We start from the raw sequence: 25,097 nt of genomic DNA, 5'->3' as shown, positions 1-25,097 counted from the left end.
GGCCCTCCGGTGACCACCCCCGCGAACACGCCCCTCGAGATCCCCGCCATCGACGACGCCGAAGAGCTGACCTGCGATGTCCTCGTCATCGGTGGCGGCACCGCCGGCACCATGGCGGCCCTGACCGCCGCCGAGAACGGCGCCGACGTGATCCTTTTGGAGAAGGCCCACGTCCGCCACTCCGGCGCCCTCGCGATGGGCATGGACGGCGTCAACAACGCGGTCGTCCCCGGCCGCGCCGAGCCCGACGACTACGTCGCCGAGATCACCCGCGCCAACGACGGCATCGTCGACCAGTCCACCGTCCGCCAGACCGCCACCCGTGGCTTCGCCATGGTGCAGCGCCTGGAGTCGTACGGCGTGAAGTTCGAGAAGGACGAGCACAACGAGTACGCGGTCCGTCAGGTGCACCGCTCCGGCTCCTACGTGCTGCCGATGCCGGAGGGCAAGGACGTCAAGAAGGTCCTCTACCGGCAGCTGCGGCGACGCGAGATGCGGGAGAGGATCCGCATCGAGAACCGGGTGATGCCGGTGCGCGTGCTGACGGCCGGCGAGGGCGAGGACCGGCGGGCCGTCGGGGCGGTGGGCTTCAACACCCGCACGGGACAGTTCGTCACCGTCCGCGCCGGCGCGGTCATCCTCGCCACCGGCCCCTGCGGCCGGCTCGGCCTGCCCGCCTCCGGCTACCTCTACGGCACCTACGAGAACCCGACCAACGCGGGCGACGGCTACGCCATGGCCTACCACGCGGGCGCCGAGCTCACCGGCATCGAGTGCTTCCAGATCAACCCGCTGATCAAGGACTACAACGGCCCGGCCTGCGCCTACGTCGCCAACCCGTTCGGCGGCTACCAGGTCAACCGGCACGGCGAACGGTTCGTCGACTCCGACTACTGGTCGGGCCAGATGATGGCCGAGTTCGCGGCCGAGGTCGCCTCCGACCGGGGCCCGGTGTACCTGAAGCTGAGCCACCTCCCGGAGGAGTCGGTCTCGGCCCTGGAGTCGATCCTGCACACCACCGAGCGTCCCACCCGCGGCACCTTCCACTCCGGCCGCGGCCACGACTACCGCACCCACGACATCGAGATGCACATCTCCGAGATCGGCCTGTGCGGCGGCCACTCGGCCTCCGGCGTGCGCGTCGACGACCACGCCCGCACGACCCTCCCCCGCCTGTACGCCGCCGGCGACCTGGCCTGCGTCCCGCACAACTACATGATCGGCGCGTTCGTCTTCGGCGACCTCGCGGGAGCGGACGCGGCGCAGTACCGGCCCTACGAGGGCGAGCTGCCCGCCGACCAGCTGCGCGACGCCCACGAGCTGATCTACCGCCCGCTGCGCAACCCGGACGGCCCCCCGCAGACCCAGGTCGAGTACAAGCTGCGCCGCTTCGTGAACGACTACGTGGCCCCGCCGAAGTCCGGCGCCCGGCTCTCCCTGGCCCTCGAGGCGTTCGAACGGATGCGCGTCGACATCGCCGAGATGGGTGCCCAGACCGCGCACGAGCTGATGCGCTGCGCGGAGGTCACCTTCATCCGCGACTGCGCGGAGATGGCCGCTCGTGCCTCCCTGGCCCGCACGGAGTCCCGCTGGGGCCTCTACCACGACCGTCTCGACCACCCTCGGCGCGACGACGCGTCCTGGTTCCACCACCTCGATCTGCACAAGTCCCCCTCTGGTGCGATGGAGTTCACGGCTCGTCCCGTGGCTCCCTATCTGGTGCCGGTCGAGGAGTTCACCCCGACCGGCGGCCCCTCCCGCCACCTCGGCGAGGTCCACCCGGAGCAGGTGGCCACCGCCGGAGCACGGGAGGTGGCGCCGGTGGCACGGGTGCCGGCACCGGCCGAGGCCCCCGGCTTCCCCGACGCCGCCGAGGTCCCCACCGCTGCGGAGGCGGACGCCCCGACCTCGCCCCGCCTGCTGGAACTCCTCGCCCTGGCCGACGAGGAACCCGAACTCTCGGTCCTGGGCCCCTACTTGGCCGACCCGGAACCCGCCGTCCGCCGAACCGCCGTCACCGTCCTGACGGAGACGGTGCCGCCGGGCACCGGTCCCGCGCTGGCCGCCGCGCTCTCCGACGCCGACGCCGGCGTGCGTTCCGCCGCGGCCGCCTCCCTGCGGGAACTCGTCGAGACGCTGCCGCCCGAGCCGGCCCTGCGCGACGGCCTGGTCGCAGCCCTGGGCGTGTCCGACCCGGTCGTCCGCGCCGCCGCGCTGGACGTCCTGCGCGCCCTGCTGCTGGGAGACGCCCCGCTGTTCGCGGGCTTGCTGACGGACTCCGACATCACCGTCCGCATCGAGGCCGTCCGTGCGCTGGTGTCGGTGGACGCGGCGGAGGAACTCGCCCGCGCGGCGACCACCGATCCCTCCCGCGAGGTCCGCGTCACCGTCGCCAGGGGCCTGGCGACGGTGTGGGCGGCCCGCCCGGCCCCGGCAGCACGGCCCGCGCCGGTGGATCCGGCCTCGGCGGAGACCGCACCCGGCCCCGTCCTCGCGGCCCTCACCGACCTCGTCGACGACCCCGACGCCCTGGTCCGCGCCGCCGCCTACGGGGCGCTGGGGACGACCGGCTGCCCGCCGCTCCTCACCGCCCATGCCGTGGCCGCCCTGGCGGACCCCGTCTGGCAGGTCCGGGCCGGCGCCGCCACCGCTCTGTCGGCCGCGGACGCGGACACGGCCGTCCCCGCACTCGCCAAGGCCTTGGCCGACCCCAACGCCGACGTCCGCAAGGCGGCGGTCCTGGCACTGACCCGGCACACCGGCACCGAGGAGGCCCGGGCGGCCCTGGCCACGGCCACCACCGACTCCGACGCGGACGTCAGGGCGTACGCGATCAGGGCCCTGTGACCCACCGGAGCCCCCGCCCCCCGACTCCGGGCGGTCGGCTCCCCCGGCGGATCAGCGTGCCGACGCCCCGATGAGCGACCCTCCGACGGAGCGCTTCTCGGAGCGTCGGCCCCGGACCCGCGGTCTGTCAGATCCTCCGGCCCCTGTCCCGCGCTATATCCAGTCCTCCGGCTCCGGCTCCGCGTGCATCTCGGGCCAGTCGTCGGCGCCCGGGTCCGTCGCACGGTCCGCGCCACGGCCGGCGCCCCGCTCCGGGCTCGGCGCCTCACCCGCGGGCGCCCCGTCCAGACCGGCGAGCACCTCGATCACGCCCTCCCCGTAGGTCACCAGCTTCTTCTCGCCGACCCCGCCGACCCCGCCGAGCTGCGCCACGGAGGTGGGCCACACCGTGACGATCTCCCGGAGCGTGGCGTCGTGGAAGATGACGTACGCCGGAACGCCCTGCTCACGAGCCTGTTCGGCACGCCAGGCCCGCAGCGCCTCGAAGGCCGGCACCAGGGCCTCGGGCAGCTCGGCCGCCGCGGCCTTGGCCTTGCGCTCGCCCCGCCCGGAACCGGATGCCGACCGCGCGGCCGCCGCCTTCTTCGGCTCCTTGCGCAGCGGCACCTCACGCTCCTGCCGCAGCACCGCCCCGCTCGCCTCGGTCAGCACCAGCGTGCCGTAGTCGCCCTCGACCGCGAGCAGCCCTTGCGCCAGCAACTGCCGGACCACGCCCCGCCATTCGCCCTCGGAGAGGTCGTCCCCGATTCCGAACACGGACAGCTGGTCGTGGTCGAACTGGATGACCTTGGCCGTGCGCTTGCCCAAGAGGATGTCGACGATCTGCACCGCGCCGAACTTCTGCCCTCGCTCCCTCTGCAGCCGCACCACCGTCGACAGCACCTTCTGGGCCGCGACCGTGCCGTCCCAGGTCTCCGGCGGCGTGAGGCAGGAGTCGCAGTTGCCGCAGCCCACCGGGTCGGGGTCCTGGCCGAAGTAGGCCAGGAGCTGACCGCGTCGGCACTGGGCCGTCTCGCACAGCGCCAGCATCGAGTCCAGGTGGGCGGCGGCCCGGCGCCGGAACGCCTCGTCGCCCTCGCTCGACTGGATCATCTTGCGCTGCTGAATGACGTCGTTCAGCCCGTAGGCCATCCATGCCGTGGACGGCAGTCCGTCGCGGCCGGCGCGGCCCGTCTCCTGGTAGTAGCCCTCGACCGACTTGGGCAGGTCGAGGTGGGCGACGAAACGGACGTCCGGCTTGTCGATGCCCATGCCGAAGGCGATGGTCGCGACCACGATCAGGCCGTCCTCCCGCAGGAAGCGGGACTGGTGGGCGGCGCGGGTGCCCGCGTCCAGACCCGCGTGGTACGGCACCGCCTCGATGCCGTTGCGGGACAGGAACTCCGCGGTCGCCTCCACGGACTTGCGCGACAGGCAGTACACGATGCCCGCGTCGCCCGCGTGTTCCTCGCGCAGGAAGGAGAGCAACTGCTTCTTGGGGTCGGCCTTGGGCACGATCCGGTACTGGATGTTGGGCCGGTCGAAGCTCGCCACGAAGTGCCGGGCCGTCGGCATGTTGAGCCGCTGGGTGATCTCCTGGTGCGTCGCGTGCGTGGCCGTCGCGGTGAGCGCGATCCTCGGGACGTCCGGCCAGCGCTCGCCCAGCAGCGACAGGGTGAGGTAGTCGGGGCGGAAGTCGTGGCCCCACTGGGACACGCAGTGCGCCTCGTCGATGGCGAAAACGGAGATCTTCCCCCGCGAGAGGAGGTCCAGCGTCGAGTCGAGCCGCAGTCGCTCCGGCGCCAGATAGAGCAGGTCCAGCTCGCCCGACAGGTACTCGGCCTCCACCACCCGACGCTCGTCGAAGTCCTGGGTGGAGTTCATGAACCCGGCACGCACGCCGAGCGCCCTGAGCGCGTCCACCTGGTCCTGCATGAGGGCGATGAGCGGCGAGACCACGATGCCCGTGCCGGGTCTGACCAGGGAGGGGATCTGGTAGCACAGCGACTTGCCGCCGCCGGTCGGCATGAGGACGACGGCGTCACCGCCGGCCACCACGTGGTCGATGACCGCTTCCTGCTCGCCGCGGAAGGCCTCGTACCCGAACACGCGGTGCAGTGTGGCCAGTGCCTCACTGTCGATCGTCCCTGGCATCTCGCTGATCCCGCCCGTCCCACCCATTGCCGTGCCCCCCGTGCGTCGTCCTTCGACCACTGCCTCCACGATAGGGGTCCCGACTGACACCGCCGGAGTTATCCACAGGCCGCTTCCGCGACGCTCCGCACTCGGCCGGCCGACCGCACCGCCCGCACACGCCAGGGCCCCGGCTCCCACCAGGGAAACCGGGGCCCAGTGCCCGCACGGACGCCGCGGGCCGGCGTACTCAGCGCACGAAGACTCCCGCCTGGTTGGCCAGGTCAAGGAAGTACTGGGGCGCCACACCGAGCACCAGCGTCACCGCCACGCCGACCCCGATCGCGGTCGTCGTCAGCAGCGACGGCACGGCCACGGTCGGTCCTTCGGGCCGCGGCTCACTGAAGAACATCAGCACGATGACGCGGATGTAGAAGAACGCCGCGATCGCGGACGAGATCACACCGACCACGACCAGAGGGGCCGCGCCGCCTTCCGCCGCCGCCTTGAAGACCGCGAACTTCCCGGTGAACCCGGAGGTGAGCGGGATGCCCGCGAAGGCGAGCAGGAACACCGCGAACACGGCCGCCACCAGCGGTGAACGCCTGCCGAGGCCCGCCCACTTGGACAGGTGGGTCGCCTCGCCGCCCGCGTCCCGCACCAGGGTCACCACCGCGAACGCCCCGATGGTCACGAACGAGTACGCGGCCAGGTAGAAGAGGACCGAGGACACGCCGTCGGGCGTGGTCGCGATGACACCCGCGAGGATGAATCCGGCGTGCGCGATGGACGAGTACGCCAGCAGCCGCTTGATGTCGGTCTGGGTGATCGCGACGATCGCACCGCCGAGCATGGTGACGATCGCGACGCCCCACATGACCGGCCGCCAGTCCCAGCGCAGCCCGGGCAGGACGACGTACAGCACCCGCAGCAGCGCGCCGAAGGCCGCCACCTTGGTCGCCGCCGCCATGAAGCCGGTCACCGGGGTGGGCGCGCCCTGGTAGACGTCGGGCGTCCACATGTGGAAGGGGACCGCGCCGACCTTGAACAGCAGGCCCATCACCAGCATCGCGGCGCCGACGAGCAGCAGTGCGTCGTTGCCCATGGTGTCCGCGAGCGCCGGGTTGACGGTCTGGACCTGGCCGTCGACGACCTGCGCGATGGTGCCGTACGACATCGAGCCCGCGTAGCCGTACAGCAGCGCGATGCCGAACAGGGTGAAGGCGGAGGCGAAGGCTCCCAGCAGGAAGTACTTGACCGCTGCCTCCTGTGACATGAGCCGCTTGCGGCGGGCCAGCGCGCACAGCAGGTACAGCGGGAGCGAGAAGACCTCCAGGGCCACGAACAGCGTCAGCAGGTCGTTGGCCGACGGGAAGATCAGCATGCCTGCCACGGCGAACAGCAGCAGCGGGAACACCTCGGTGGTGGTGAACCCGGCCTTCACCGCGGCCTTCTCGCTGTCGCTGCCCGGTACCGAGGCGGCCTGCGCGGCGAAGGAGTCGACGCGGTTGCCGTGCGCCTCGGGGTCGAGCCGCCGCTCGGCGAACGTGAACAGGCCGACCAGGGCCACCAGCAGGATCGTGCCCTGCAGGAACAGGGCCGGCCCGTCGACGGCGATGGCGCCCATCGCCGCGATCCGTGCCTTGGTCGTGCCGTACCCGTCGGCGGCGAGCGCGACGACCGCGGCGAAGGCGGCCGCGAGCGCGACGACGGACACGAACATCTGTGCGTAGTACCGGGACTTGCGCGGGACGAACGCCTCGACCAGCACCCCGAGGATCGCCGCGCCGACGACGATCAAGGTGGGCGACAATTGTCCGTACTCGAACTTCGGCGCGTCGATCTTCGCGATCGGATCGGTCGCGGTTGTCCACAGGCTGTGGACGGCTACTGCGCTCACTTGGCCGCCTCCACCTCGGGCTGGGGGTCCTTCTTGTCCACGTCGGACATGGTCTGCTTGACCGCCGGGTTCACGATGTCGGTGAGGGGCTTCGGGTAGACGCCCAGGAAGACCAGCAGGACGACGAGCGGGGCGACGACCACGAGCTCCCGCACCCTGAGGTCGGGCATCGTCGCGACCTCGGGCTTCACCGGCCCGGTCATCGTCCGCTGGTAGAGGACGAGGACGTACAGCGCGGCGAGCACGATGCCGAAGGTGGCGATGATCCCGATCACCGGATAGCGCGCGAACGTGCCGACCAGGACCAGGAACTCACTCACGAACGGCGCGAGCCCCGGCAGCGACAGGGTCGCCAGACCGCCGATCAGGAACGTGCCGGCGAGCACCGGGGCGACCTTCTGCACCCCGCCGTAGTCGGCGATGAGCCGCGAGCCGCGCCGCGAGATCAGGAAGCCGGCCACCAGCATCAGGGCGGCCGTCGAGATGCCGTGGTTGACCATGTACAGCGTCGCGCCCGACTGACCCTGGCTGGTCATCGCGAAGATGCCCAGGATGATGAACCCGAAGTGCGAGATCGACGCGTACGCCACCAGCCGCTTGATGTCGCGCTGGCCGACGGCGAGCAGCGCCCCGTAGATGATGCTGATCAGCGCCAGTACGAGGATGGCGGGCGTCGCCCACTTCGACGCCTCCGGGAACAGCTGGAGGCAGAAGCGGAGCATCGCGAAGGTGCCCACCTTGTCGACGACCGCCGTGATGAGGACGGCGACCGGGGCGGTGGCCTCCCCCATCGCGTTGGGCAGCCAGGTGTGCAGCGGCCACAGGGGCGCCTTCACCGCGAAGGCGAAGAAGAACCCGAGGAACAGCCAGCGTTCGGTGTTGGTCGCCATGTCCAGCGAGCCGTTGGCGCGCGCCTCGGCGATCTCCTGGAGGCTGAAGTTCCCGGCGACCACGTAGAGGCCGATCACCGCGGCCAGCATGATGAGCCCGCCGACCAGGTTGTAGAGGAGGAACTTCACGGCCGCGTAGGAGCGTTGGGCCGCAGCGTTCTCGTCGGAGCCGGCGTGGGCCCGGTCCCCGAAGCCGCCGATGAGGAAGTACATCGGGATCAGCATGGCTTCGAAGAAGATGTAGAAGAGGAAGACGTCGGTGGCCTCGAAGGAGATGATCACCATCGCCTCGACGGCCAGGATCAGGGCGAAGAAGCCCTGTGTCGGCCGCCACCTCCCCGCAGCGAAACTGCTGAGGGATGCGGCGCCGGTCTCCTGCGGGTCGGCGTCGTGCCAGCCCGCCAGGATGATGAACGGGATCAGCAGCGCGGTCAGCGCGACGAGCGCCACCCCGATGCCGTCCACGCCCAGTTCGTACCGCACCCCGAACTCCGCGATCCAGGCGTGGGATTCGGTGAGCTGGTAGCGGTCGCCGTCCGGGTCGAAGCGGAACAGGACGACGAGCGCGAGGACGAGCGTGGCGAGCGAGACGAGCAGCGCCAGCCACTTGGCGGCGGTGCGACGCGCGGCCGGTACGGCGGCCGTGGCGATGGCCCCGAGGGCCGGGAGCACCGCCGTCGCTGTCAGCAGGGGAAAGGACATCGGTATCAGACCGCCCTCATCAGCAGGGTCGCGGCGACGAGGATCGCCGCACCGCCGAACATCGAGACCGCGTACGACCGCGCGAAGCCGTTCTGCAGCTTGCGCATCCGCCCGGAGAGGCCGCCGACCGAGGCCGCCGTGCCGTTGACGACACCGTCGACCAGGGTGTGGTCGACGTAGACCAGGGAGCGCGTGAGGTGCTCTCCGCCGCGGACCAGGACGACGTGGTTGAAGTCGTCCTGGAGCAGGTCGCGCCGGGCTGCCCGGGTGAGCAGCGACCCGCGCGGGGCGACGACCGGGACCGGACGGCGCCCGTACTGGAGGTACGCCACGGCGACGCCGATCACGAGCACGACCATCGTGGCGAGGGTGACCGTCAGCGCGCTGACCGGGGCGTGCCCGTGGTCGTGGCCGGTGACGGGCTCAAGCCAGTGCAGGAAGCGGTCGCCGATGCTGAAGAACGCGCCGCCGAAGACCGATCCGAAGGCCAGCACGATCATCGGGATCGTCATGGACCTGGGCGACTCGTGCGGGTGCGGCTCGTGGCCTTCGGCGTCCGGCTGCCAGCGCTTCTCGCCGAAGAACGTCATCAGCATCACGCGCGTCATGTAGAACGCGGTGATGGCCGCGCCGAGCAGGGCGCAGCCGCCCAGGATCCAGCCCTCGGTGCCGCCCTTGGCGAACGCCGCCTCGATGATCTTGTCCTTGGAGAAGAAGCCGGACAGGCCCGGGAAGCCGATGATGGCGAGGTAGCCGAGGCCGAAGGTGACGAAGGTGACCGGCATGTACGTGCGAAGGCCGCCGTACTTGCGCATGTCGACCTCGTCGTTCATGCCGTGCATGACCGAACCGGCGCCGAGGAACAGCCCGGCCTTGAAGAAGCCGTGCGTCACCAGGTGCATGATCGCGAAGACGTAGCCGATGGGGCCCAGGCCCGCGGCGAGGACCATGTAGCCGATCTGCGACATGGTCGATCCGGCCAGCGCCTTCTTGATGTCGTCCTTCGCGCAACCGACGATCGCACCGAACAGGAGCGTGACGGCGCCGACGATGGTGACGACCAGCTGCGCGTCCGGCGCGGCGTTGAAGATGGCCCCGGAGCGGACGATCAGGTACACGCCCGCCGTCACCATCGTCGCGGCGTGGATGAGGGCGGAGACCGGGGTCGGGCCCTCCATCGCGTCCCCGAGCCAGGACTGCAGCGGCACCTGGGCGGACTTGCCGCAGGCGGCGAGCAGCAGCATCAGGGCGATGCCGGTGAGCGTGGCCTCACTGGCCCCTCCGACGAGCCCGGGCTCCTCCAGGGTGCCGAGCACCGGGCCGAAGGCGAAGGTCCCGAACGTCGTGAACATCAGCATGATCGCGATCGACAGGCCGACGTCGCCGACGCGGTTGACCAGGAAGGCCTTCTTCGCGGCGGTGGCGGCGCTGGGCTTGTGCTGCCAGAAGCCGATCAGCAGGTACGAGGCGAGACCGACGCCCTCCCAGCCGACGTACAGCAGGAGGTAGTTGTCGGCGAGGACGAGCAGCAGCATCGCCGCGAGGAACAGGTTCAGGTAGCCGAAGAAGCGGCGGCGGCGCTCGTCGTGCTCCATGTACCCGACGGAGTACAGGTGGATCAGCGAGCCGACGCCGGTGATGAGCAGCACGAACGTCATCGACAGCTGGTCGACGCGGAAGGCCACGTCGGCCTGGAAGCCCTCCACCGGCACCCAGCTGAACAGGTGCTGGGTCAGCGTCCGGTGCTCGGCGTCCATGCCGAGCAGGTCGGCGAAGAGGACGACGCCGACCACGAAGGAGACGGCGGCGAGGGCGGTGCCGATCCAGTGGCCGACGGCGTCGAGCCGCCGGCCGCCGCACAGCAGTACGACCGCTCCGAGCAGAGGCGCCGCCACCAGCAGCGCAATCAGGTTCTCAGCGTTAGTCACGGTTCAGCGACCCCTTACAGCTTCATCAGGCTGGCGTCGTCGACCGAGGCCGAGTGGCGGGAACGGAACAGCGACACGATGATCGCGAGCCCGACCACGACCTCCGCGGCGGCGACGACCATCGTGAAGAAGGCGATGATCTGGCCGTCGAGGTTGCCGTGCATCCGGGAGAAGGCGACGAAGGCGAGGTTGCAGGCGTTGAGCATCAGCTCGACACACATGAAGACCACGATCGCGTTGCGCCTGATCAGCACGCCGGTGGCGCCGATCGTGAACAACAGGGCCGCGAGATAGAGGTAGTTGACGGGGTTCACTTCGACGCCTCCTCGGCCCGCTTGCGGTTCACGGGCTCGACCGCGGAGCGCTCGAGGCGGTCCTCGGCGCGCTGCTCCAGGGCCCGCAGGTCGTTCAGCGCCTCCTGGGACACGTCACGGATCTGACCGCGGTCCCGCAGCGTCTTGCTGACGGTGAGGTCGGACGGCGTGCCGTCGGGCAGCAGGCCCGCGATGTCCACCGCGTTGTGCCGGGCGTAGACACCGGGTGCCGGCAGCGGCGGCAGGTGCTTGCCCTCGCGCACACGCTCCTCCGCCAGCTCGCGCTGGGTCTTGGCGCGCTCGGTGCGCTCGCGGTGGGTGAGCACCATGGCGCCGACGGCGGCCGTGATCAGCAGGGCGCCGGTGATCTCGAAGGCGAAGACGTACTTCGTGAAGATGAGGGCGGCGAGGCCCTCCACGTTGCCGTTCGCGTTGGCCTGGGCGAGGCCGTTGAACTCCGTGAGGGAGGCGTTGCCGATGCCCGCGACCAGGAGGATGCCGAAGCCGAGGCCGCAGAGCAGGGCCAGCCAGCGCTGCCCCCTGATGGTCTCCTTCAGGGAGTCCGCCGCGGTGACGCCGACGAGCATCACCACGAACAGGAACAGCATCATGATCGCGCCGGTGTAGACGACGATCTGGACGACGCCCAGGAAGTAGGCGCCGTTGGCGAGGTAGAACACCGCCAGGATGATCATGGTGCCGGCGAGGCAGAGCGCGCTGTGCACGGCCCGCCTCATGAAGACGGTGCACAGGGCGCCGATCACGGCGACGGTGCCGAGGATCCAGAACTGGAAGGCCTCTCCGGTGGAGGTGGAGTAGGCGGCGAGCTGCGCGCTCATCGGCCCACCACCTTCCCGGTCGTCGGCTCGTCCTCGCCGAAGGTCGAGGCGGCCTCCTGCGGGACCTCGCCCTTGGAGAGAGCCACCTGCTGTTCGGTGCCGGGCGCGGCCTCCGTCACCAGGCCCCGGTAGTAGTCCTGCTCGTCGGTCCCGGGGTAGATGGCGTGCGGGCTGTCGACCATGCCCTCGTCGAGGCCGGCGAGCAGCTGCTCCTTGGTGTAGATGAGGTTGGCGCGGCTGCTGTCCGCCAGCTCGAACTCGTTGGTCATCGTGAGCGCCCGCGTGGGGCACGCCTCGATGCACAGGCCGCACAGGATGCAGCGGGCGTAGTTGATCTGGTAGACGCGGCCGTACCGCTCACCCGGCGAGTAGCGCTCCTCGTCCGTGTTGTCGGCGCCCTCCACGTAGATGGCGTCGGCGGGGCAGGCCCAGGCGCACAGCTCGCAGCCGACGCACTTCTCCAGGCCGTCCGGATGGCGGTTGAGCTGGTGCCGTCCGTGGAACCGCGGGGCAGTGGTCTTCTGCTGCTCCGGGTACTGCTCGGTCAGCCGCTTCTTGAACATGGCCTTGAAGGTCACGCCGAAGCCGGCCACGGGATTCTGGAAACCGGGTGCGGTCTCCTTGGGCTCCTCAGCCATCGGACGCCTCCTTTCCATCCGAAGATCCGTCACTCGCAGTATCCGGTCCACCACTGACAATCAACTCCCGCTCGCGGCGGGAGCGGCGCCGCGGCACCGGAGCAAGCTCCTGTCCCGGCAGCGGCGGTACGGGGAACCCGCCCGCCATCGGGTCGAAGCCGGCCGGTTCCTCGACCGGCCGCTCGGCCGCCTTCGTCTTCTCGCGGAACATGTCGACGACGAAGGAGAGCAGCAGCAGGGCGAGGACGCCGCCGCCGATGTAGAGGGCGATGTCGGCGAAGTCGTAGTTCTCGTTCCTGAGGGTCCGCACGGTGGCGACGAGCATCAGCCAGACCAGCGAGACCGGGATCAGGACCTTCCAGCCGAGCTTCATCAGCTGGTCGTAGCGGACTCGGGGCAGCGTGCCGCGCAGCCAGATGAAGAAGAACAGCAGCAGCTGCACCTTGATCACGAACCAGAGCAGCGGCCACCAGCCGTGGTTGGCGCCCTCCCAGAAGGTGCTGACCGGCCACGGGGCCCGCCAGCCGCCCAGGAAGAGCGTCACCGACACGGCCGAGACCGTCACCATGTTCACGTACTCGGCGAGCATGAACATCGCGAACTTGATCGACGAGTACTCGGTGTTGAAGCCGCCGACCAGGTCACCCTCGGACTCCGGCATGTCGAAGGGGGCGCGGTTGGTCTCGCCCACCATCGTCACGATGTAGATCACGAAGGAGACCGGCAGCAGGATGATGTACCAGCGGTCGTGCTGCTGTTCCACGATGGTCGAGGTCGACATCGACCCCGAGTAGAGGAACACCGAGGCGAACGCGGCGCCCATGGCGATCTCGTACGAGATCATCTGCGCGCAGGAGCGCAGGCCGCCGAGGAGCGGGTACGTGGAGCCGGAGCTCCAGCCCGCCAGCACGATGCCGTAGATGCCGACCGAGGCGACCGCGAGGATGTAGAGCATCGCGATCGGCAGGTCGGTGAGCTGCATCGCGGTGCGGTGGCCGAAGATCGAGATCTCGTTGCCGGCCGGACCGAAGGGGATCACCGCGATCGCCATGAAGGCCGGGATGGCCGCGATGATCGGCGCGAGGACGTAGACCACCTTGTCCGCGCGCTTGACGATGACGTCTTCCTTGAGCATCAGCTTCATGCCGTCGGCGAGCGACTGGAGCATGCCCCAGGGGCCGTGCCGGTTGGGGCCGATGCGCAGCTGCATCCAGGCGACGACCTTGCGCTCCCAGACGATGGAGAACAGCACGGTCAGCATCAGGAAGGCGAAGCAGAACACCGCCTTGATGAGGACCAGCCACCAGGGGTCGGTGCCGAACATCGAGAGGTCTTCTGCGGCGAGGTACGGGCTCATGCCTCCACCTCCTCGGTGGCTTCGGCGGCGAGCGTCGCCGGGCCGATGCGGACGAGCGAGCCGGGCCGTGCCCCGGTGTCGGAGGCGACGCCCCCGCCCACGGAGTTCAGCGGAAGCCAGACCACCCGGTCGGGCATCTCGGCGATCCGGAGGGGAAGTTCGACCGTTCCGGCGGTGCCGGTCACGGCGAGCAGGTCGCCGTCCTTGACGCCGGCTTCGGCCGCCGTGGCGGGCGACACGCGCGCGTGGGCGGCGTGCCGGGTCCCGGCGAGCGCCTCGTCGCCCTCCTGGAGACGGCCCTGGTCGAGCAGCAGCCGGTGGCCGGCCAGTACGGCCTCCCCGGCGGCCGGCCGCGGCAGTTGGGCGGCGGTCTCCAGGGGCTCGGTGGCCCGCGGCCCGTCCCAGGCGCCGAGCCGGTCCAGCTCCGCGCGCGCGGTCCGCAGATCCGGCAGCCCCAGGTGTACGTCCATGGCGTCGGCCAGCATCTGCAGCACGCGCGCGTCGGTGGGCGCCAGGCGACGGGTCATCTGGTCGGGCTTGAGCGCGGTCTCGAAGAAGCGCACCCGGCCCTCCCAGTTGAGGAAGGTGCCGGCCTTCTCGGCGACCGCGGCCACCGGCAGGACGACGTCCGCGAGTTCGGTGACCTCGCTGGGCCGCAGTTCCAGCGACACCAGGAAGCCGACCTCACGCAGCGCCTCACGCGTGCGTGCCGGATCCGGCAGGTCGGCGACCTCGACGCCCGCGACCAGCAGCGCCTGGAGTTCGCCGCCCGCGGCGGCCTCGACGATCTGGCCGGTGTCGCGGCCGTAGCGGTGCGGGAGTTCGGCCAGGCCCCAGGCGGCGGCGACCTCGTCCCGCGCGCGCGGGTCGGTGGCCGGGCGCCCGCCCGGCAGCAGCGAGGGCAGCGCACCCGCCTCGACGGCGCCGCGCTCCCCGGACCGGCGCGGGATCCACACCAGCCGCGCGCCGGTCGCGGACGCGGCCCGTACGGCGGCGGTGAGCCCGCCGGCCACGGCGGCCAGCCGTTCGCCGACGACGATCACCGCGCCCTCGGCGCGCAGCGCCTCCGAGGCCTTCGCGCCGTCCTCCTCCAGGCCGACCCCGGCCGCGAGCGCGTCCAGCCACTCGGTCTCGGTGCCGGGAGCGGCCGGCAGCAGTGTGCCGCCCGCCTTCTCCAGGCCACGCGTGGCGTGCGTGGCCAGGGAGAACACCCTCTGGCCGTGCTTGCGCCAGGCCTTGCGCAGCCGCAGGAAGACGCCGGGCGCCTCCTCCTCGGCCTCGAACCCGACCAGGAGAACGGCGGGTGCCTTCTCCAGAGCGCTGTAGGTGACGCCCGTACCGTCGAGGTCCCGTCCGCGTCCGGCGACCTGGGCGGCCAGGAAGTCGGCCTCCTCACCGCTGTGCACGCGCGCCCGGAAGTCGATGTCGTTGGTGTCGAGCGCCACCCGCGCGAACTTGCTGTACGCGTAGGCGTCCTCGACGGTCAGCCGGCCGCCGGTCAGGACACCGGTCCTGCTCCGCGAGGCGAGCAGCCCCTGCGCGGCGATCTGCAGGGCCTCCGGCCAGGAGGCCGGCACGAGCTCGCCCTCGGGGTTGCGTACCAGCGGCGTCTGCAGCCGGTCCCGCTGCTGCGCGTACCGGAACGCGAAGCGCCCCTTGTCGCAGATCCACTCCTCGTTGACCTCGGGGTCGTTCGCCGCGAGCCGCCGCATGACCTTGCCGCGCCGGTGGTCGGTGCGCGTCGCGCAGCCGCCGGAGCAGTGCTCGCACACGGAGGGCGAGGACACCAGGTCGAAGGGACGGGAGCGGAATCGGTACGCCGCCGAGGTCAGCGCGCCCACCGGGCAGATCTGGATGGTGTTGCCGGAGAAGTACGACTCGAAGGGGTCGCCCTCGCCGGTTCCGACCTGCTGGAGCGCGCCCCGCTCGATCAGCTCGATCATCGGGTCGCCCGCGACCTGGTTGGAGAACCGGGTGCACCGGGCGCACAGCACGCACCGCTCGCGGTCGAGCAGTACCTGTGTGGAGATCGGCACCGGCTTCTCGTACGTCCGCTTCTTTCCCTCGAAGCGGGACTCGGCCTGGCCGTGCGACATGGCCTGGTTCTGCAGGGGGCACTCGCCTCCCTTGTCGCAGACCGGGCAGTCCAGCGGGTGGTTGATGAGGAGCAGCTCCATCACACCGTGCTGGGCCTTCTCGGCGACCGGCGAGGTGAGGTGGGTCTTCACCACCATCCCGTCGGTGCAGGTGATGGTGCACGACGCCATGGGCTTGCGCTGGCCCTCGACCTCGACGATGCACTGGCGGCAGGCGCCGGCCGGGTCGAGGAGGGGGTGGTCGCAGAACCGGGGGATCTCGATGCCGAGTTGCTCGGCGGCCCGGATGACCAGGGTGCCCTTGGGCACGCTGATCTCGGCGCCGTCGATCGTCAGCGAGACGAGGTCCTCCGGCGGGAGTGCCGCCTCTCCCCCGCCCGAGGGAGCGCTGGTGGTCACAGTCATGCGTTCACCTCCGTGCGGTCTGCCCAGGCCGTCGACTTGGCCGGGTCGAAGGGGCAGCCGCGGCCCGTGATGTGCTGCTCGTACTCCTCGCGGAAGTACTTGAGCGAGGAGAAGATCGGCGAGGCGGCGCCGTCGCCGAGGGCGCAGAAGGACTTGCCGTTGATGTTGTCGGCGATGTCGTTCAGCTTGTCGAGGTCGGACATGACGCCCTTGCCGGCCTCGATGTCACGCAGCAGCTGCACGAGCCAGTACGTGCCCTCGCGGCACGGCGTGCACTTGCCGCAGGACTCGTGGGCGTAGAACTCGGTCCAGCGGGTCACGGCACGCACGACGCAGGTCGTCTCGTCGAAGCACTGCAGAGCCTTCGTGCCGAGCATGGAACCCGCGGCGCCCACTCCTTCGTAGTCGAGAGGGACGTCGAGGTGCTCCTCGGTGAACATCGGCGTCGAGGAACCGCCCGGTGTCCAGAACTTGAGCCGGTGGCCCGGCCGCATCCCGCCGCTCATCTCGAGGAGTTGGCGCAGGGTGATGCCGAGCGGGGCCTCGTACTGGCCGGGGCTGGCGACATGTCCGCTGAGGGAGTAGAGCGTGAAGCCCGGGGACTTCTCGCTGCCCATCGACCTGAACCAGTCTTTTCCCTTGTGGAGAATCGCGGGAACCGACGCGATCGACTCGACGTTGTTCACAACAGTCGGGCACGCGTAGAGGCCCGCGACCGCAGGGAAAGGGGGGCGGAGCCGCGGTTGACCCCGGCGGCCTTCGAGCGAGTCGAGCAGTGCGGTCTCCTCACCACAGATGTACGCGCCCGCGCCCGCGTGCACGGTGAGCTGGAGGTCGAGCCCGCTGCCCAGGACGTTCTCGCCGAGGTAGCCCGCCGCGTAGGCCTCACGCACGGCCTCGTGCAACCGCCGCAGCACCGGGACGACCTCACCACGCAGATAGATGAAGGCATGCGAAGACCTGATGGCATAACACGCGATGACAATGCCCTCGATGAGGCTGTGCGGGTTCGCGAAGAGGAGCGGAATGTCCTTGCACGTTCCGGGCTCCGACTCGTCGGCGTTGACAACTAGATAGTGCGGCTTTCCATCCCCCTGCGGAATGAACTGCCACTTCATCCCGGTGGGGAATCCCGCACCACCGCGGCCGCGCAGTCCGGAGTCCTTGACGTAGGCGATCAGGTCGTCCGGAGACATGGCGAGCGCCTTGCGGAGCCCCTCGTACCCTTCGTGCCTTCGGTAGACGTCCAGCGTCCAGGACCTGTCCTCGTCCCAGAAGGACGACAGCACGGGTGCGAGCAGCTTCTCGGGGCTGGTGTCTTTGATCTCGGGTGCCAAGGTCATCACTCCCCCTCCTCGGCGGTAGGCCCTGCCGGGTGGGCCGGGTCGGAGGCCGACGTGTCCTGCGGCGCGTCGTGCGAGCTCAGGTGTTCCTTCGGTGACGGGTGGTGCGCCGCCTTGTCCTGCGGCTCGTCGTGCGGACCGCCGTCGCGCGGATGGACCACGCGCGCGGGTGCGGCCTCTCCCCTTGCCAGGCGAAGGCCCACCAGCGAAGCGGGTCCCGCTCCGCCGCTCGCCTCGACGGCCCCGGGCCGCTCGTCGGGGAACCCGGCCAGGATCCGGGCGGTCTCCTTGAAGGTGCACAGCGGTGCCCCGCGCGTGGGCTCGACCGGCCGTCCCGCGCGCAGGTCGTCGACGAGGTCCTTGGCGCTCTGGGGGGTCTGGTTGTCGAAGAACTCCCAGTTGACCATCACCACCGGCGCGAAGTCGCAGGCCGCGTTGCACTCGATGTGCTCCAGGGTGACCTTGCCGTCCTCGGTGGTCCCGCCGTTGCCGACACCCAGGTGCTCCTGGAGGGACTCGAAGATCGCGTCGCCGCCCATCACCGCGCACAGGGTGTTGGTGCAGACGCCGACCTGGTAGTCGCCGCTCGGCCGGCGCCGGTACATGGTGTAGAAGGTGGCCACCGCGGTGACCTCGGCCGTGGTCAGGCCGAGTACGTCCGCGCAGAACTGCATCCCGGTGCGCGTGACATGGCCCTCCTGCGACTGCACGAGGTGCAGCAACGGCAGCAGGGCCGAGCGGGAGTCGGGGTAGCGGGCGATGATCTCGCGCGCGTCCGTCTCCAGCCGGGCTCGGACGTCGTCCGGGTAGGCGGGCGCGGGCAGCTGGGGCATGCCCAGGCTGACGCCCCGCTCGGAAGATGAGGTGGTCACCGGTCGACGCCTCCCATCACGGGGTCGATGGACGCGACGGCGACGATGACGTCGGCGACCTGGCCGCCCTCGCACATCGCCGCCATGGCCTGCAGGTTGGTGAAGGACGGGTCCCGGAAGTGGACCCGGTAGGGGCGGGTGCCTCCGTCGGAGACGGCGTGCACCCCGAGCTCGCCCTTGGGCGACTCGACGGCCGCGTACACCTGTCCCGGCGGCACGCGGAAGCCCTCGGTGACCAGCTTGAAGTGGTGGATCAGGGCCTCCATGGAGGTGCCCATGATCTTCTTGATGTGGTCGAGGGAGTTGCCCAGGCCGTCGGGGCCCAGGGCGAGCTGGGCGGGCCAGGCGATCTTCTTGTCGGCGACCATGACCGGGCCGGGCTGCAGCCGGTCCAGGCACTGCTCGACGATCCTGAGGGACTGGCGCATCTCCTCCAGCCGGATCAGGAAGCGGCCGTAGGAGTCGCAGGTGTCGGCGGTGGGGACGTCGAAGTCGAACGTCTCGTAGCCGCAGTACGGCTGCGACTTGCGCAGGTCGTGCGGCAGGCCGGTGGAGCGCAGGATCGGGCCGGTGGCGCCGAGGGCCATGCAGCCGGCCAGGTCGAGATAGCCGACGTCCTGCATGCGGGCCTTGAAGATGGGGTTCCCGGTGGCGAGCTTGTCGTACTCCGGGAGGTTCTTCTTCATCTTCTTCACGAACTCGCGGATGTGGTCCACCGCGCCGGGCGGCAGGTCCTGCGCGAGGCCGCCGGGGCGGATGTACGCGTGGTTCATCCTGAGGCCCGTGATGAGCTCGTAGATGTCGAGAATCATTTCACGATCACGGAATCCGTAGATCATGATCGTGGTGGCGCCGAGTTCCATGCCGCCGGTGGCGATGCACACCAGGTGCGAGGACAGCCGGTTCAGCTCCATCAGGAGCACCCGGATGAGGGTGGCGCGGTCGGGGATCTGGTCCTCGATGCCGAGGAGCTTCTCGACGGCGAGACAGTAGGCGGTCTCGTTGAAGAAGGACGTCAGGTAGTCCATGCGCGTCACGAACGTGGTGCCCTGCGTCCACGTGCGGAACTCGGTGTTCTTCTCGATGCCGGTGTGGAGGTAGCCGATGCCGCAGCGGGCCTCGGTGACCGTCTCGCCGTCGATCTCCAGGATGAGGCGGAGCACTCCGTGGGTGGAGGGGTGCTGGGGGCCCATGTTGACGACGATGCGCTCGTCGTCGGCGCGGGCAGCGGACTGGACGACCTCGTCCCAGTCGCCGCCGGTGACCGTGTAGACGGTGCCCTCGGTGGTCTCGCGCGCCGAAGCGGCGGATGCAGTCATCACAGCCTCCCGAAGGGAGTCGTTGAGGGGTGGTGGCCGGGCGACGGGTGGGCGCTCACGAGTACGACCTCCGCTGGTCCGGAGCCGGGATCTGGGCGCCCTTGTACTCGACGGGGATGCCGCCGAGGGGGTAGTCCTTGCGCTGCGGATGTCCCTGCCAGTCGTCCGGCATCATGATCCGCGTCAGGGCCGGGTGACCGTCGAAGACGATGCCGAAGAAGTCGTAGGTCTCGCGCTCGTGCCAGTCGTTGGTCGGATACACGGCGACCAGCGACGGGATGTGCCGGTCGGTGTCCGGAGCGCTGACCTCCAGGCGGATCAGCCGGTTGTGGGTGATCGAGCGCAGGTGGTAGACGGCGTGCAGCTCGCGGCCCTTGTCGTGCGGGTAGTGGACCCCGCTCACGCCGGTGCAGAGCTCGAAGCGCAGGGCCGGGTCGTCGCGCAGGGTGCGGGCGACGCGCAGCAGGTGCTCGCGCTCGATGTGGAAGGTGAGCTCGTCCCGGTCCACGACCGTCTTCTCGATGGCGTTGTCGGGCAGGAGTCCCTGCTCCTCCAGCGCTCCCTCCAGCTCGTCGGCGACCTCGTCGAACCAGCCGCCGTAGGGCCGGCTCGCCGGTCCGGGGAGCCGGACCGAGCGGACCAGGCCGCCGTAGCCGGAGGTGTCGCCGCCGTTGTTGGCGCCGAACATGCCGCGCTGGACGCGGATCTCCTCGCCGCCGTCGCCGCGCTGGCCGGGGAGGTTGTCGGCGCCGAGGGCCTTTTCGGGGTTCACCCCGTTCGGCGCGCCGTTGGTGCCGTTCGCGTCGCTCACCGCAGCAGCCCCTTCATCTCGATCGTGGGCAGGGCCTTGAGCGCCGCTTCCTCCGCCTCCCGGGCCGCCTCCTCGGCGTTCACGCCGAGCTTGGAGGACTGGATCTTCTGGTGGAGCTTGAGGATGGCGTCCATCAGCATCTCGGGCCGCGGCGGGCAGCCCGGGAGATAGATGTCGACCGGAACGATGTGGTCGACGCCCTGGACGATGGCGTAGTTGTTGAACATGCCGCCCGAGGAGGCGCAGACCCCCATGGAGATCACCCACTTCGGGTTCGGCATCTGGTCGTAGACCTGCCTAAGCACCGGCGCCATCTTCTGGCTGACCCGGCCGGCGACGATCATCAGGTCGGCCTGCCGCGGTGAGCCGCGGAAGACCTCCATGCCGAAGCGCGCCAGGTCGTAGCGGCCGGCGCCGGTGGTCATCATCTCGATGGCGCAGCAGGCCAGGCCGAAGGTGGCGGGGAAGACGGACGACTTGCGCACCCAGCCCGCGGCCTGCTCGACGGTGGTCAGCAGGAAGCCGCTCGGCAGTTTTTCTTCGAGTCCCATGTCTAAAGGCCCCTCAGTCCCATTCCAGGCCGCCGCGCCGCCATACGTACGCGTACGCGACGAAGACGGTGAGCACGAAGAGCAGCATCTCCACGAGCCCGAAGATCCCCAGGGCGTCGAAGGTGACGGCCCAGGGGTAGAGGAAGACGATCTCGATGTCGAAGACGATGAAGAGCATCGCCGTCAGGTAGTACTTGATGGGGAAGCGCCCGCCGCCGGCCGGCGTGGGGGTCGGCTCGATTCCGCACTCGTAGGCCTCGAGCTTGGCCCGGTTGTACCGCTTCGGACCGATCAGCGTGGCCATGACCACGGAGAAGATCGCAAAGCCTGCCCCGAGGGCTCCCAGTACGAGGATGGGCGCATACGCGTTCACCGCTCCTCGCTCCTCTCAGTCGGCACTGACTGCTGGCGATGGCACATCGGACTCACTTCCGCCCCACACGCCCCACGAGCCCCGCTCGTCCCGGCGAAGATCGCGAACATGTGAAGCAGGTCACAAGCCCAACTGACCCGCATCCTATGCCTGCCGGTCTGTGATCTGCGACACGGGGTATTGCACAAGCTTTGTGATCTCCACCACCTGACGAAGGATCATGAAGTCGGATGAGTGTCGATCTTCGTACGAGAAGCGTCCGAGTGATCACCAGAGGTGACATTTTCGCTCGTCGACGCAGGTCGCGAGGGGAGTCTCCATATCAAGAGACTTCCTCTGCATGCAAATTGGTGCTGGACGGGACGGCTTGGTAGAGGACCGCGTTCACACATCAGGGGGAGCCGTGATGCACGGTGTGGACGCGTGCACACATTCACGAGCGCGGCGCGACGGATTCCGGGCGCCGGACGCGACCGGACTCGTAACCGTTGCGTGACCTCCGCCACACCCACGAGAGGTCCCCGAGAACGGGGGTTGGCCACCGGTCCCAACCAGTGGTAGGTCGCGGGCAATTCGGGCGTAACAACGAAAACCCATGATCACAGGCTTGGCGACCCGCGCCCGCAATGTCCGTTACGGCGTCAATAAGGAGCGCCACGCCTCGGGTTCGGACGCCGATTGAACAACTGTGGCGCACCACACGTTTCTTGAAGGTATGGAGGAGCCCCTGATACCGGTTGTTCTCATGTCCCACACCGCTCACATACGCAGCCACCGGAAACCCCGCCGCAGCGCGTCGAAAATCGCGATGCGGGCCGGAGTTGCCGGTGGCGTCCTCAGCACCCTGGCAGTTGCCGGGGCGTCCGGCGCGGCCAACGCCGCCGAGCCGGTGACGCAGACCCTCGAACTGCCCACCCTGACGGCCGACCTGGGCAGCACCCAGGTCGCCGCCGAGTCCGCCGACGCCACACAGCAGGCTGCGGCGAACTACCAGCTGCAGGCCGAGCGTGACGCGGCCGCCGCAAAGGCCGCGAAGCAGGCCAAGGCGGACCTCGCCGAGGCCAAGAAGAAGGCCGAGGCGAAGAAGAAGGCCGCCGAGGAGGCCGCCCGCAAGGCCGCTGCCGAGCGCGCGACCCGCAGCAGCGAGCGGGCCACCCTGTCGGCCTCCGCGAGCGTCGGCGCCTCCACCAGCACGTCCACGGCCACCGGTTCGGCCGCCGCGGTCATCGACTTCGTCAGGGCGCAGGTCGGCGACGCCTACGTCTCCGGCGGCACCGGCCCCAACTCGTGGGACTGCTCCGGCCTCGTCCAGGCCGCCTTCAACCAGATCGGCGTCAGCCTGCCGCGCGTCTCCCAGGACCAGTCGACCGCCGGCACCCAGGTCTCGCTGAGCAACCTGCAGCCGGGCGACATCCTGTACTGGGGCAGCGCCGGCAGCGCCTACCACGTGGCGGTCTACGTCGGCGACGGCATGTTCGTCGGCGCGCAGAACCCGTCCACGGGCGTCGCCGAGAAGTCTCTGTCGTACGACCCGCCCACCGGAGCGGTGCGGGTGCTCTGACCCACCAGTCGCACGGAAAGGGCCGCAGCCGCTCGGGGGCTGCGGCCCTTTCCGGCTGTCCGCTGCCCCTTCCGGCTGTCCGCTGTCCCTTCCGGCTGTCCGCTGTCCTTTGCGGACCGCGAGTGTGGCCGGTCTGGTCCTGGCAGTGCTGTGGGTGTTCTGTTGTCGTGAGTAACGGAGGGTGGGCAGGGCTCCGGAGGCCGGAGCCTGACGGCCCGCCACCCACACATCCGCACAGAACAGGAGAAACAGCCATGCCGAGCGTCTTCCTGCAGGGCAGGCCCGTCGACTCGTATCCCCCGCTGGCGCCCGAGGCCCGGCGCGGGTCGGTGCGGCGAATCACCGAGGTGGGTGAAGAGGTCCTGCACAAGCCGTGCCGGGACGTCACCGAGTTCGGGCCCGACCTCGCCGCGCTCATCGACGACATGTTCCTGACGATGTACGTCGCCGACGGCGCGGGACTCGCGGCGAACCAAGTCGGCGTCGGTCTGCGGCTGTTCGTCTACGACTGCCCCGACGACGACGGTGTCCGACATGTCGGACACATCGTCAATCCGGTGCTGGAGCAGCTCGACCCGGCCGGGCGGCGGCTGCTCGACGAGAGCGAGGGCTGCCTGTCGGTGCCCGGCGCGACCATGGCCGTACCGCGCCCGGACCTGGCCGTGGTGCGCGGGCTCGACAAGGACGGCGAGCCGGTCGTCATCGAGGGCACCGGGTACTTCGCCCGTTGCCTGGCCCACGAGACCGACCATGTGAACGGGCACGTCTATCTGGACCGGCTCTCCAAGCGGGAGCGCAAGGACGCGCTGCGGCAGGTGGCGGACCGGCGGGAAGAGGTCTTCGCGCGCCGGGCCGCCAAGACGGCCGCGCTCAGCGGCTGAGGCCGCGGATCACGCCTTCGGCGCCACCTTGCTCAGGCCGTTGATGATGCGGTCCATCGCGTCGCCGCCGCTCGGGTCGGTGAGGTTCGCGAGCATCTTCAGCGTGAACTTCATCAGCACGGGGTGCGTCAGGCCGCGCTGGGCCGCGATCTTCATGACCTTCGGGTTGCCGATGAGCTTCACGAAGGCGCGGCCCAGCGTGTAGTAGCCGCCGTAGGTGTCCTTGAGGATGCGCGGGTAGTGCTGCAGGGCCGTCTCGCGCTGGGCAGGCGTGGCACGGGCGTGGGCCTGCACGATGACCTCTGCGGCGATCTGGCCGGACTCCATGGCGTAGGCGATGCCCTCGCCGTTGAAGGGGTTCACCAGGCCGCCGGCGTCGCCGACCAGCAGCAGCCCCTTGGTGTAGTGGGGCTGGCGGTTGAAGGCCATGGGGAGCGCGGCGCCGCGGATGGGCCCGGTCATGTTGTCGGGGGTGTAGCCCCAGTCCTCCGGCATCGAGGCGCACCAGGCCTTGAGGACCTCGCGCCAGTCCAGCTCCTTGAAGGAGTCGGAGGTGTTGAGCACACCGAGGCCGACGTTCGAGGTGCCGTCGCCCATGCCGAAGATCCAGCCGTAGCCGGGGAGCAGACGGTCCTCGCCCGGGCCGCGCCGGTCCCACAGCTCCAGCCAGGACTCGAGGTAGTCGTCCTCGTGGCGCGGCGAGGTGAAGTACGTACGGACCGCCACGCCCATCGGGCGGTCCTCGCGGCGGTGCAGGCCCATCGCCAGGGAGAGGCGGGTGGAGTTGCCGTCGGCCGCCACGACCAGCGGGGCGTGGAAGGTCACCTCCCGCTTCTCGTCACCGAGTTTGGCGTGCACGCCGGTGATCCGGCCCGTGCGGTCGTCGACGATCGGCGCGCCCACGTTGCAGCGCTCGTACAGCCGCGCCCCCGCCTTCTGGGCCTGGCGGGCGAGCTGCTCGTCGAAGTCGTCGCGCTTGCGGACGAGGCCGTAGTCGGGGAAGGAGGCGAGATCCGGCCAGTCGAGCTGGAGGCGGACACCGCCGCCGATGATGCGCAGACCCTTGTTGCGCAGCCAGCCGGCCTCCTCCGAGATGTCGATGCCCATCGCGACGAGCTGCTTGACGGCGCGCGGGGTGAGTCCGTCGCCGCAGACCTTCTCACGCGGGAACTCGGTCTTCTCCAGCAGGAGTACGTCGAGTCCGGCCTTGGCGAGGTGGTAGGCGGTGGTGGAGCCGGCTGGCCCCGCGCCGACGACGATCACATCGGCGGTGTTTTCGGAGAGGGGCTCGGTCACGGCGGGATCTCCCCAAGTTCTGAATCTGCGTGCCGACCGGCACTGGACATGGGCAGTCTATT

Annotated in this window: 19 protein-coding genes; 3 read left to right on the top strand and 16 right to left on the bottom strand. The window is 70.0% G+C overall.

The genetic code is table 11. The features are described from left to right. The first annotated feature begins 9 nt into the window (after positions 1–9). Positions 10–2,847, top strand: a complete 2,838-nt coding sequence (locus AQJ84_RS37325) for a fumarate reductase/succinate dehydrogenase flavoprotein subunit (protein WP_053193683.1) — start codon at positions 10–12, stop codon at positions 2,845–2,847. A 153-nt stretch (positions 2,848–3,000) separates the two neighbouring features. Here AQJ84_RS37325 and recQ read toward each other — a convergent pair whose 3' ends face one another. The 15 genes from recQ to AQJ84_RS37250 all read right to left on the bottom strand — a co-directional run bounded on the left by recQ (position 3,001) and on the right by AQJ84_RS37250 (position 21,297). Continuing rightward, positions 3,001–5,007 carry a DNA helicase RecQ gene (recQ, locus tag AQJ84_RS37320; protein ID WP_030038785.1) on the bottom strand — a complete coding sequence of 669 codons (2,007 nt, stop codon included), beginning with the start codon at positions 5,005–5,007 and terminating at the stop codon, positions 3,001–3,003. A 202-nt stretch (positions 5,008–5,209) separates the two neighbouring features. Beyond that, positions 5,210–6,859 (bottom strand): NADH-quinone oxidoreductase subunit NuoN, encoded by a 1,650-nt coding sequence (nuoN, locus tag AQJ84_RS37315; RefSeq protein ID WP_030038784.1) that lies wholly within the window; start codon positions 6,857–6,859, stop codon positions 5,210–5,212. Then, positions 6,856–8,451, bottom strand: coding sequence for an NADH-quinone oxidoreductase subunit M (locus AQJ84_RS37310; protein WP_053193685.1), 1,596 nt, complete (start codon positions 8,449–8,451; stop codon positions 6,856–6,858). The genes nuoN and AQJ84_RS37310 overlap by 4 nt, the downstream gene beginning before the upstream one ends. Positions 8,452–8,456: 5 nt before the next feature. Continuing rightward, positions 8,457–10,379, bottom strand: a complete 1,923-nt coding sequence (gene nuoL, locus AQJ84_RS37305; RefSeq protein WP_030038783.1) for an NADH-quinone oxidoreductase subunit L — start codon at positions 10,377–10,379, stop codon at positions 8,457–8,459. A 14-nt stretch (positions 10,380–10,393) separates the two neighbouring features. Further along, the gene (nuoK, locus tag AQJ84_RS37300) at positions 10,394–10,693 is read right to left on the bottom strand and encodes an NADH-quinone oxidoreductase subunit NuoK (protein ID WP_004927567.1); all 300 of its coding nucleotides are present in this window, start codon (positions 10,691–10,693) and stop codon (positions 10,394–10,396) included. Then, positions 10,690–11,532, bottom strand: a complete 843-nt coding sequence (locus AQJ84_RS37295) for an NADH-quinone oxidoreductase subunit J (RefSeq protein WP_030038782.1) — start codon at positions 11,530–11,532, stop codon at positions 10,690–10,692. Before AQJ84_RS37295 ends, nuoK begins: the two co-directional genes overlap by 4 nt. Continuing rightward, complete coding sequence (nuoI, locus tag AQJ84_RS37290) at positions 11,529–12,170, bottom strand: NADH-quinone oxidoreductase subunit NuoI (protein WP_030038781.1); 642 nt, start codon at positions 12,168–12,170, stop codon at positions 11,529–11,531. Before nuoI ends, AQJ84_RS37295 begins: the two co-directional genes overlap by 4 nt. Next, positions 12,163–13,527 (bottom strand): NADH-quinone oxidoreductase subunit NuoH, encoded by a 1,365-nt coding sequence (nuoH, locus tag AQJ84_RS37285; protein WP_030038780.1) that lies wholly within the window; start codon positions 13,525–13,527, stop codon positions 12,163–12,165. Before nuoH ends, nuoI begins: the two co-directional genes overlap by 8 nt. Then, complete coding sequence (locus AQJ84_RS37280; protein ID WP_053193688.1) at positions 13,524–16,028, bottom strand: NADH-quinone oxidoreductase subunit G; 2,505 nt, start codon at positions 16,026–16,028, stop codon at positions 13,524–13,526. Before AQJ84_RS37280 ends, nuoH begins: the two co-directional genes overlap by 4 nt. Beyond that, the gene (nuoF, locus tag AQJ84_RS37275) at positions 16,025–17,374 is read right to left on the bottom strand and encodes an NADH-quinone oxidoreductase subunit NuoF (RefSeq protein ID WP_198536419.1); all 1,350 of its coding nucleotides are present in this window, start codon (positions 17,372–17,374) and stop codon (positions 16,025–16,027) included. The genes AQJ84_RS37280 and nuoF overlap by 4 nt, the downstream gene beginning before the upstream one ends. Then, positions 17,371–18,243, bottom strand: coding sequence for an NADH-quinone oxidoreductase subunit NuoE (gene nuoE, locus AQJ84_RS37270; protein WP_030038775.1), 873 nt, complete (start codon positions 18,241–18,243; stop codon positions 17,371–17,373). Before nuoE ends, nuoF begins: the two co-directional genes overlap by 4 nt. Continuing rightward, positions 18,240–19,562 carry an NADH-quinone oxidoreductase subunit D gene (locus AQJ84_RS37265; protein WP_053193690.1) on the bottom strand — a complete coding sequence of 441 codons (1,323 nt, stop codon included), beginning with the start codon at positions 19,560–19,562 and terminating at the stop codon, positions 18,240–18,242. Before AQJ84_RS37265 ends, nuoE begins: the two co-directional genes overlap by 4 nt. Before the next feature lie 55 nt (positions 19,563–19,617). Further along, positions 19,618–20,373, bottom strand: a complete 756-nt coding sequence (locus AQJ84_RS37260) for an NADH-quinone oxidoreductase subunit C (protein WP_053193694.1) — start codon at positions 20,371–20,373, stop codon at positions 19,618–19,620. After that, positions 20,370–20,924, bottom strand: a complete 555-nt coding sequence (locus AQJ84_RS37255) for a NuoB/complex I 20 kDa subunit family protein (protein WP_018528252.1) — start codon at positions 20,922–20,924, stop codon at positions 20,370–20,372. Before AQJ84_RS37255 ends, AQJ84_RS37260 begins: the two co-directional genes overlap by 4 nt. A 13-nt stretch (positions 20,925–20,937) precedes the next feature. Continuing rightward, positions 20,938–21,297, bottom strand: a complete 360-nt coding sequence (locus tag AQJ84_RS37250; RefSeq protein ID WP_003992243.1) for an NADH-quinone oxidoreductase subunit A — start codon at positions 21,295–21,297, stop codon at positions 20,938–20,940. A gap of 745 nt (positions 21,298–22,042) precedes the next feature. Between AQJ84_RS37250 and AQJ84_RS37245 the strand changes: the two genes are divergently transcribed. Both AQJ84_RS37245 and def read left to right on the top strand, forming a co-directional pair. Beyond that, a complete protein-coding gene (locus AQJ84_RS37245) occupies positions 22,043–22,858 on the top strand; it encodes a C40 family peptidase (protein ID WP_030038774.1) in 816 nt (271 codons plus the stop codon). A 254-nt stretch (positions 22,859–23,112) separates the two neighbouring features. Then, the gene (gene def, locus AQJ84_RS37240) at positions 23,113–23,739 is read left to right on the top strand and encodes a peptide deformylase (protein WP_053193697.1); all 627 of its coding nucleotides are present in this window, start codon (positions 23,113–23,115) and stop codon (positions 23,737–23,739) included. A 9-nt stretch (positions 23,740–23,748) separates the two neighbouring features. Here the strand turns inward: def and AQJ84_RS37235 are convergent, their stop codons facing one another. Then, the gene (locus AQJ84_RS37235) at positions 23,749–25,035 is read right to left on the bottom strand and encodes a geranylgeranyl reductase family protein (RefSeq protein WP_053193700.1); all 1,287 of its coding nucleotides are present in this window, start codon (positions 25,033–25,035) and stop codon (positions 23,749–23,751) included. Positions 25,036–25,097 lie beyond the last annotated feature (62 nt).

Origin of the sequence: Streptomyces resistomycificus, from assembly GCF_001514265.1 — a bacterium.
In the GTDB taxonomy this organism is placed as follows: domain Bacteria; phylum Actinomycetota; class Actinomycetes; order Streptomycetales; family Streptomycetaceae; genus Streptomyces; species Streptomyces resistomycificus.
Note: the sequence above shows the minus strand (reverse complement) of the source record. Positions and strands in the feature narration are given on the sequence as shown.

Coding starts and splice junctions, on each gene's coding strand:
- recQ (WP_030038785.1), bottom strand. CDS start 5,007: ATGGGTGGGACGGGCGGGATCAGCGAGATGCCAGGGACGATCGACAGT.
- AQJ84_RS37310 (WP_053193685.1), bottom strand. CDS start 8,451: ATGTCCTTTCCCCTGCTGACAGCGACGGCGGTGCTCCCGGCCCTCGGG.
- AQJ84_RS37295 (WP_030038782.1), bottom strand. CDS start 11,532: ATGAGCGCGCAGCTCGCCGCCTACTCCACCTCCACCGGAGAGGCCTTC.
- nuoI (WP_030038781.1), bottom strand. CDS start 12,170: ATGGCTGAGGAGCCCAAGGAGACCGCACCCGGTTTCCAGAATCCCGTG.
- nuoH (WP_030038780.1), bottom strand. CDS start 13,527: ATGAGCCCGTACCTCGCCGCAGAAGACCTCTCGATGTTCGGCACCGAC.
- AQJ84_RS37280 (WP_053193688.1), bottom strand. CDS start 16,028: ATGACTGTGACCACCAGCGCTCCCTCGGGCGGGGGAGAGGCGGCACTC.
- AQJ84_RS37265 (WP_053193690.1), bottom strand. CDS start 19,562: ATGACTGCATCCGCCGCTTCGGCGCGCGAGACCACCGAGGGCACCGTC.
- AQJ84_RS37255 (WP_018528252.1), bottom strand. CDS start 20,924: ATGGGACTCGAAGAAAAACTGCCGAGCGGCTTCCTGCTGACCACCGTC.
- AQJ84_RS37245 (WP_030038774.1), top strand. CDS start 22,043: ATGTCCCACACCGCTCACATACGCAGCCACCGGAAACCCCGCCGCAGC.
- def (WP_053193697.1), top strand. CDS start 23,113: ATGCCGAGCGTCTTCCTGCAGGGCAGGCCCGTCGACTCGTATCCCCCG.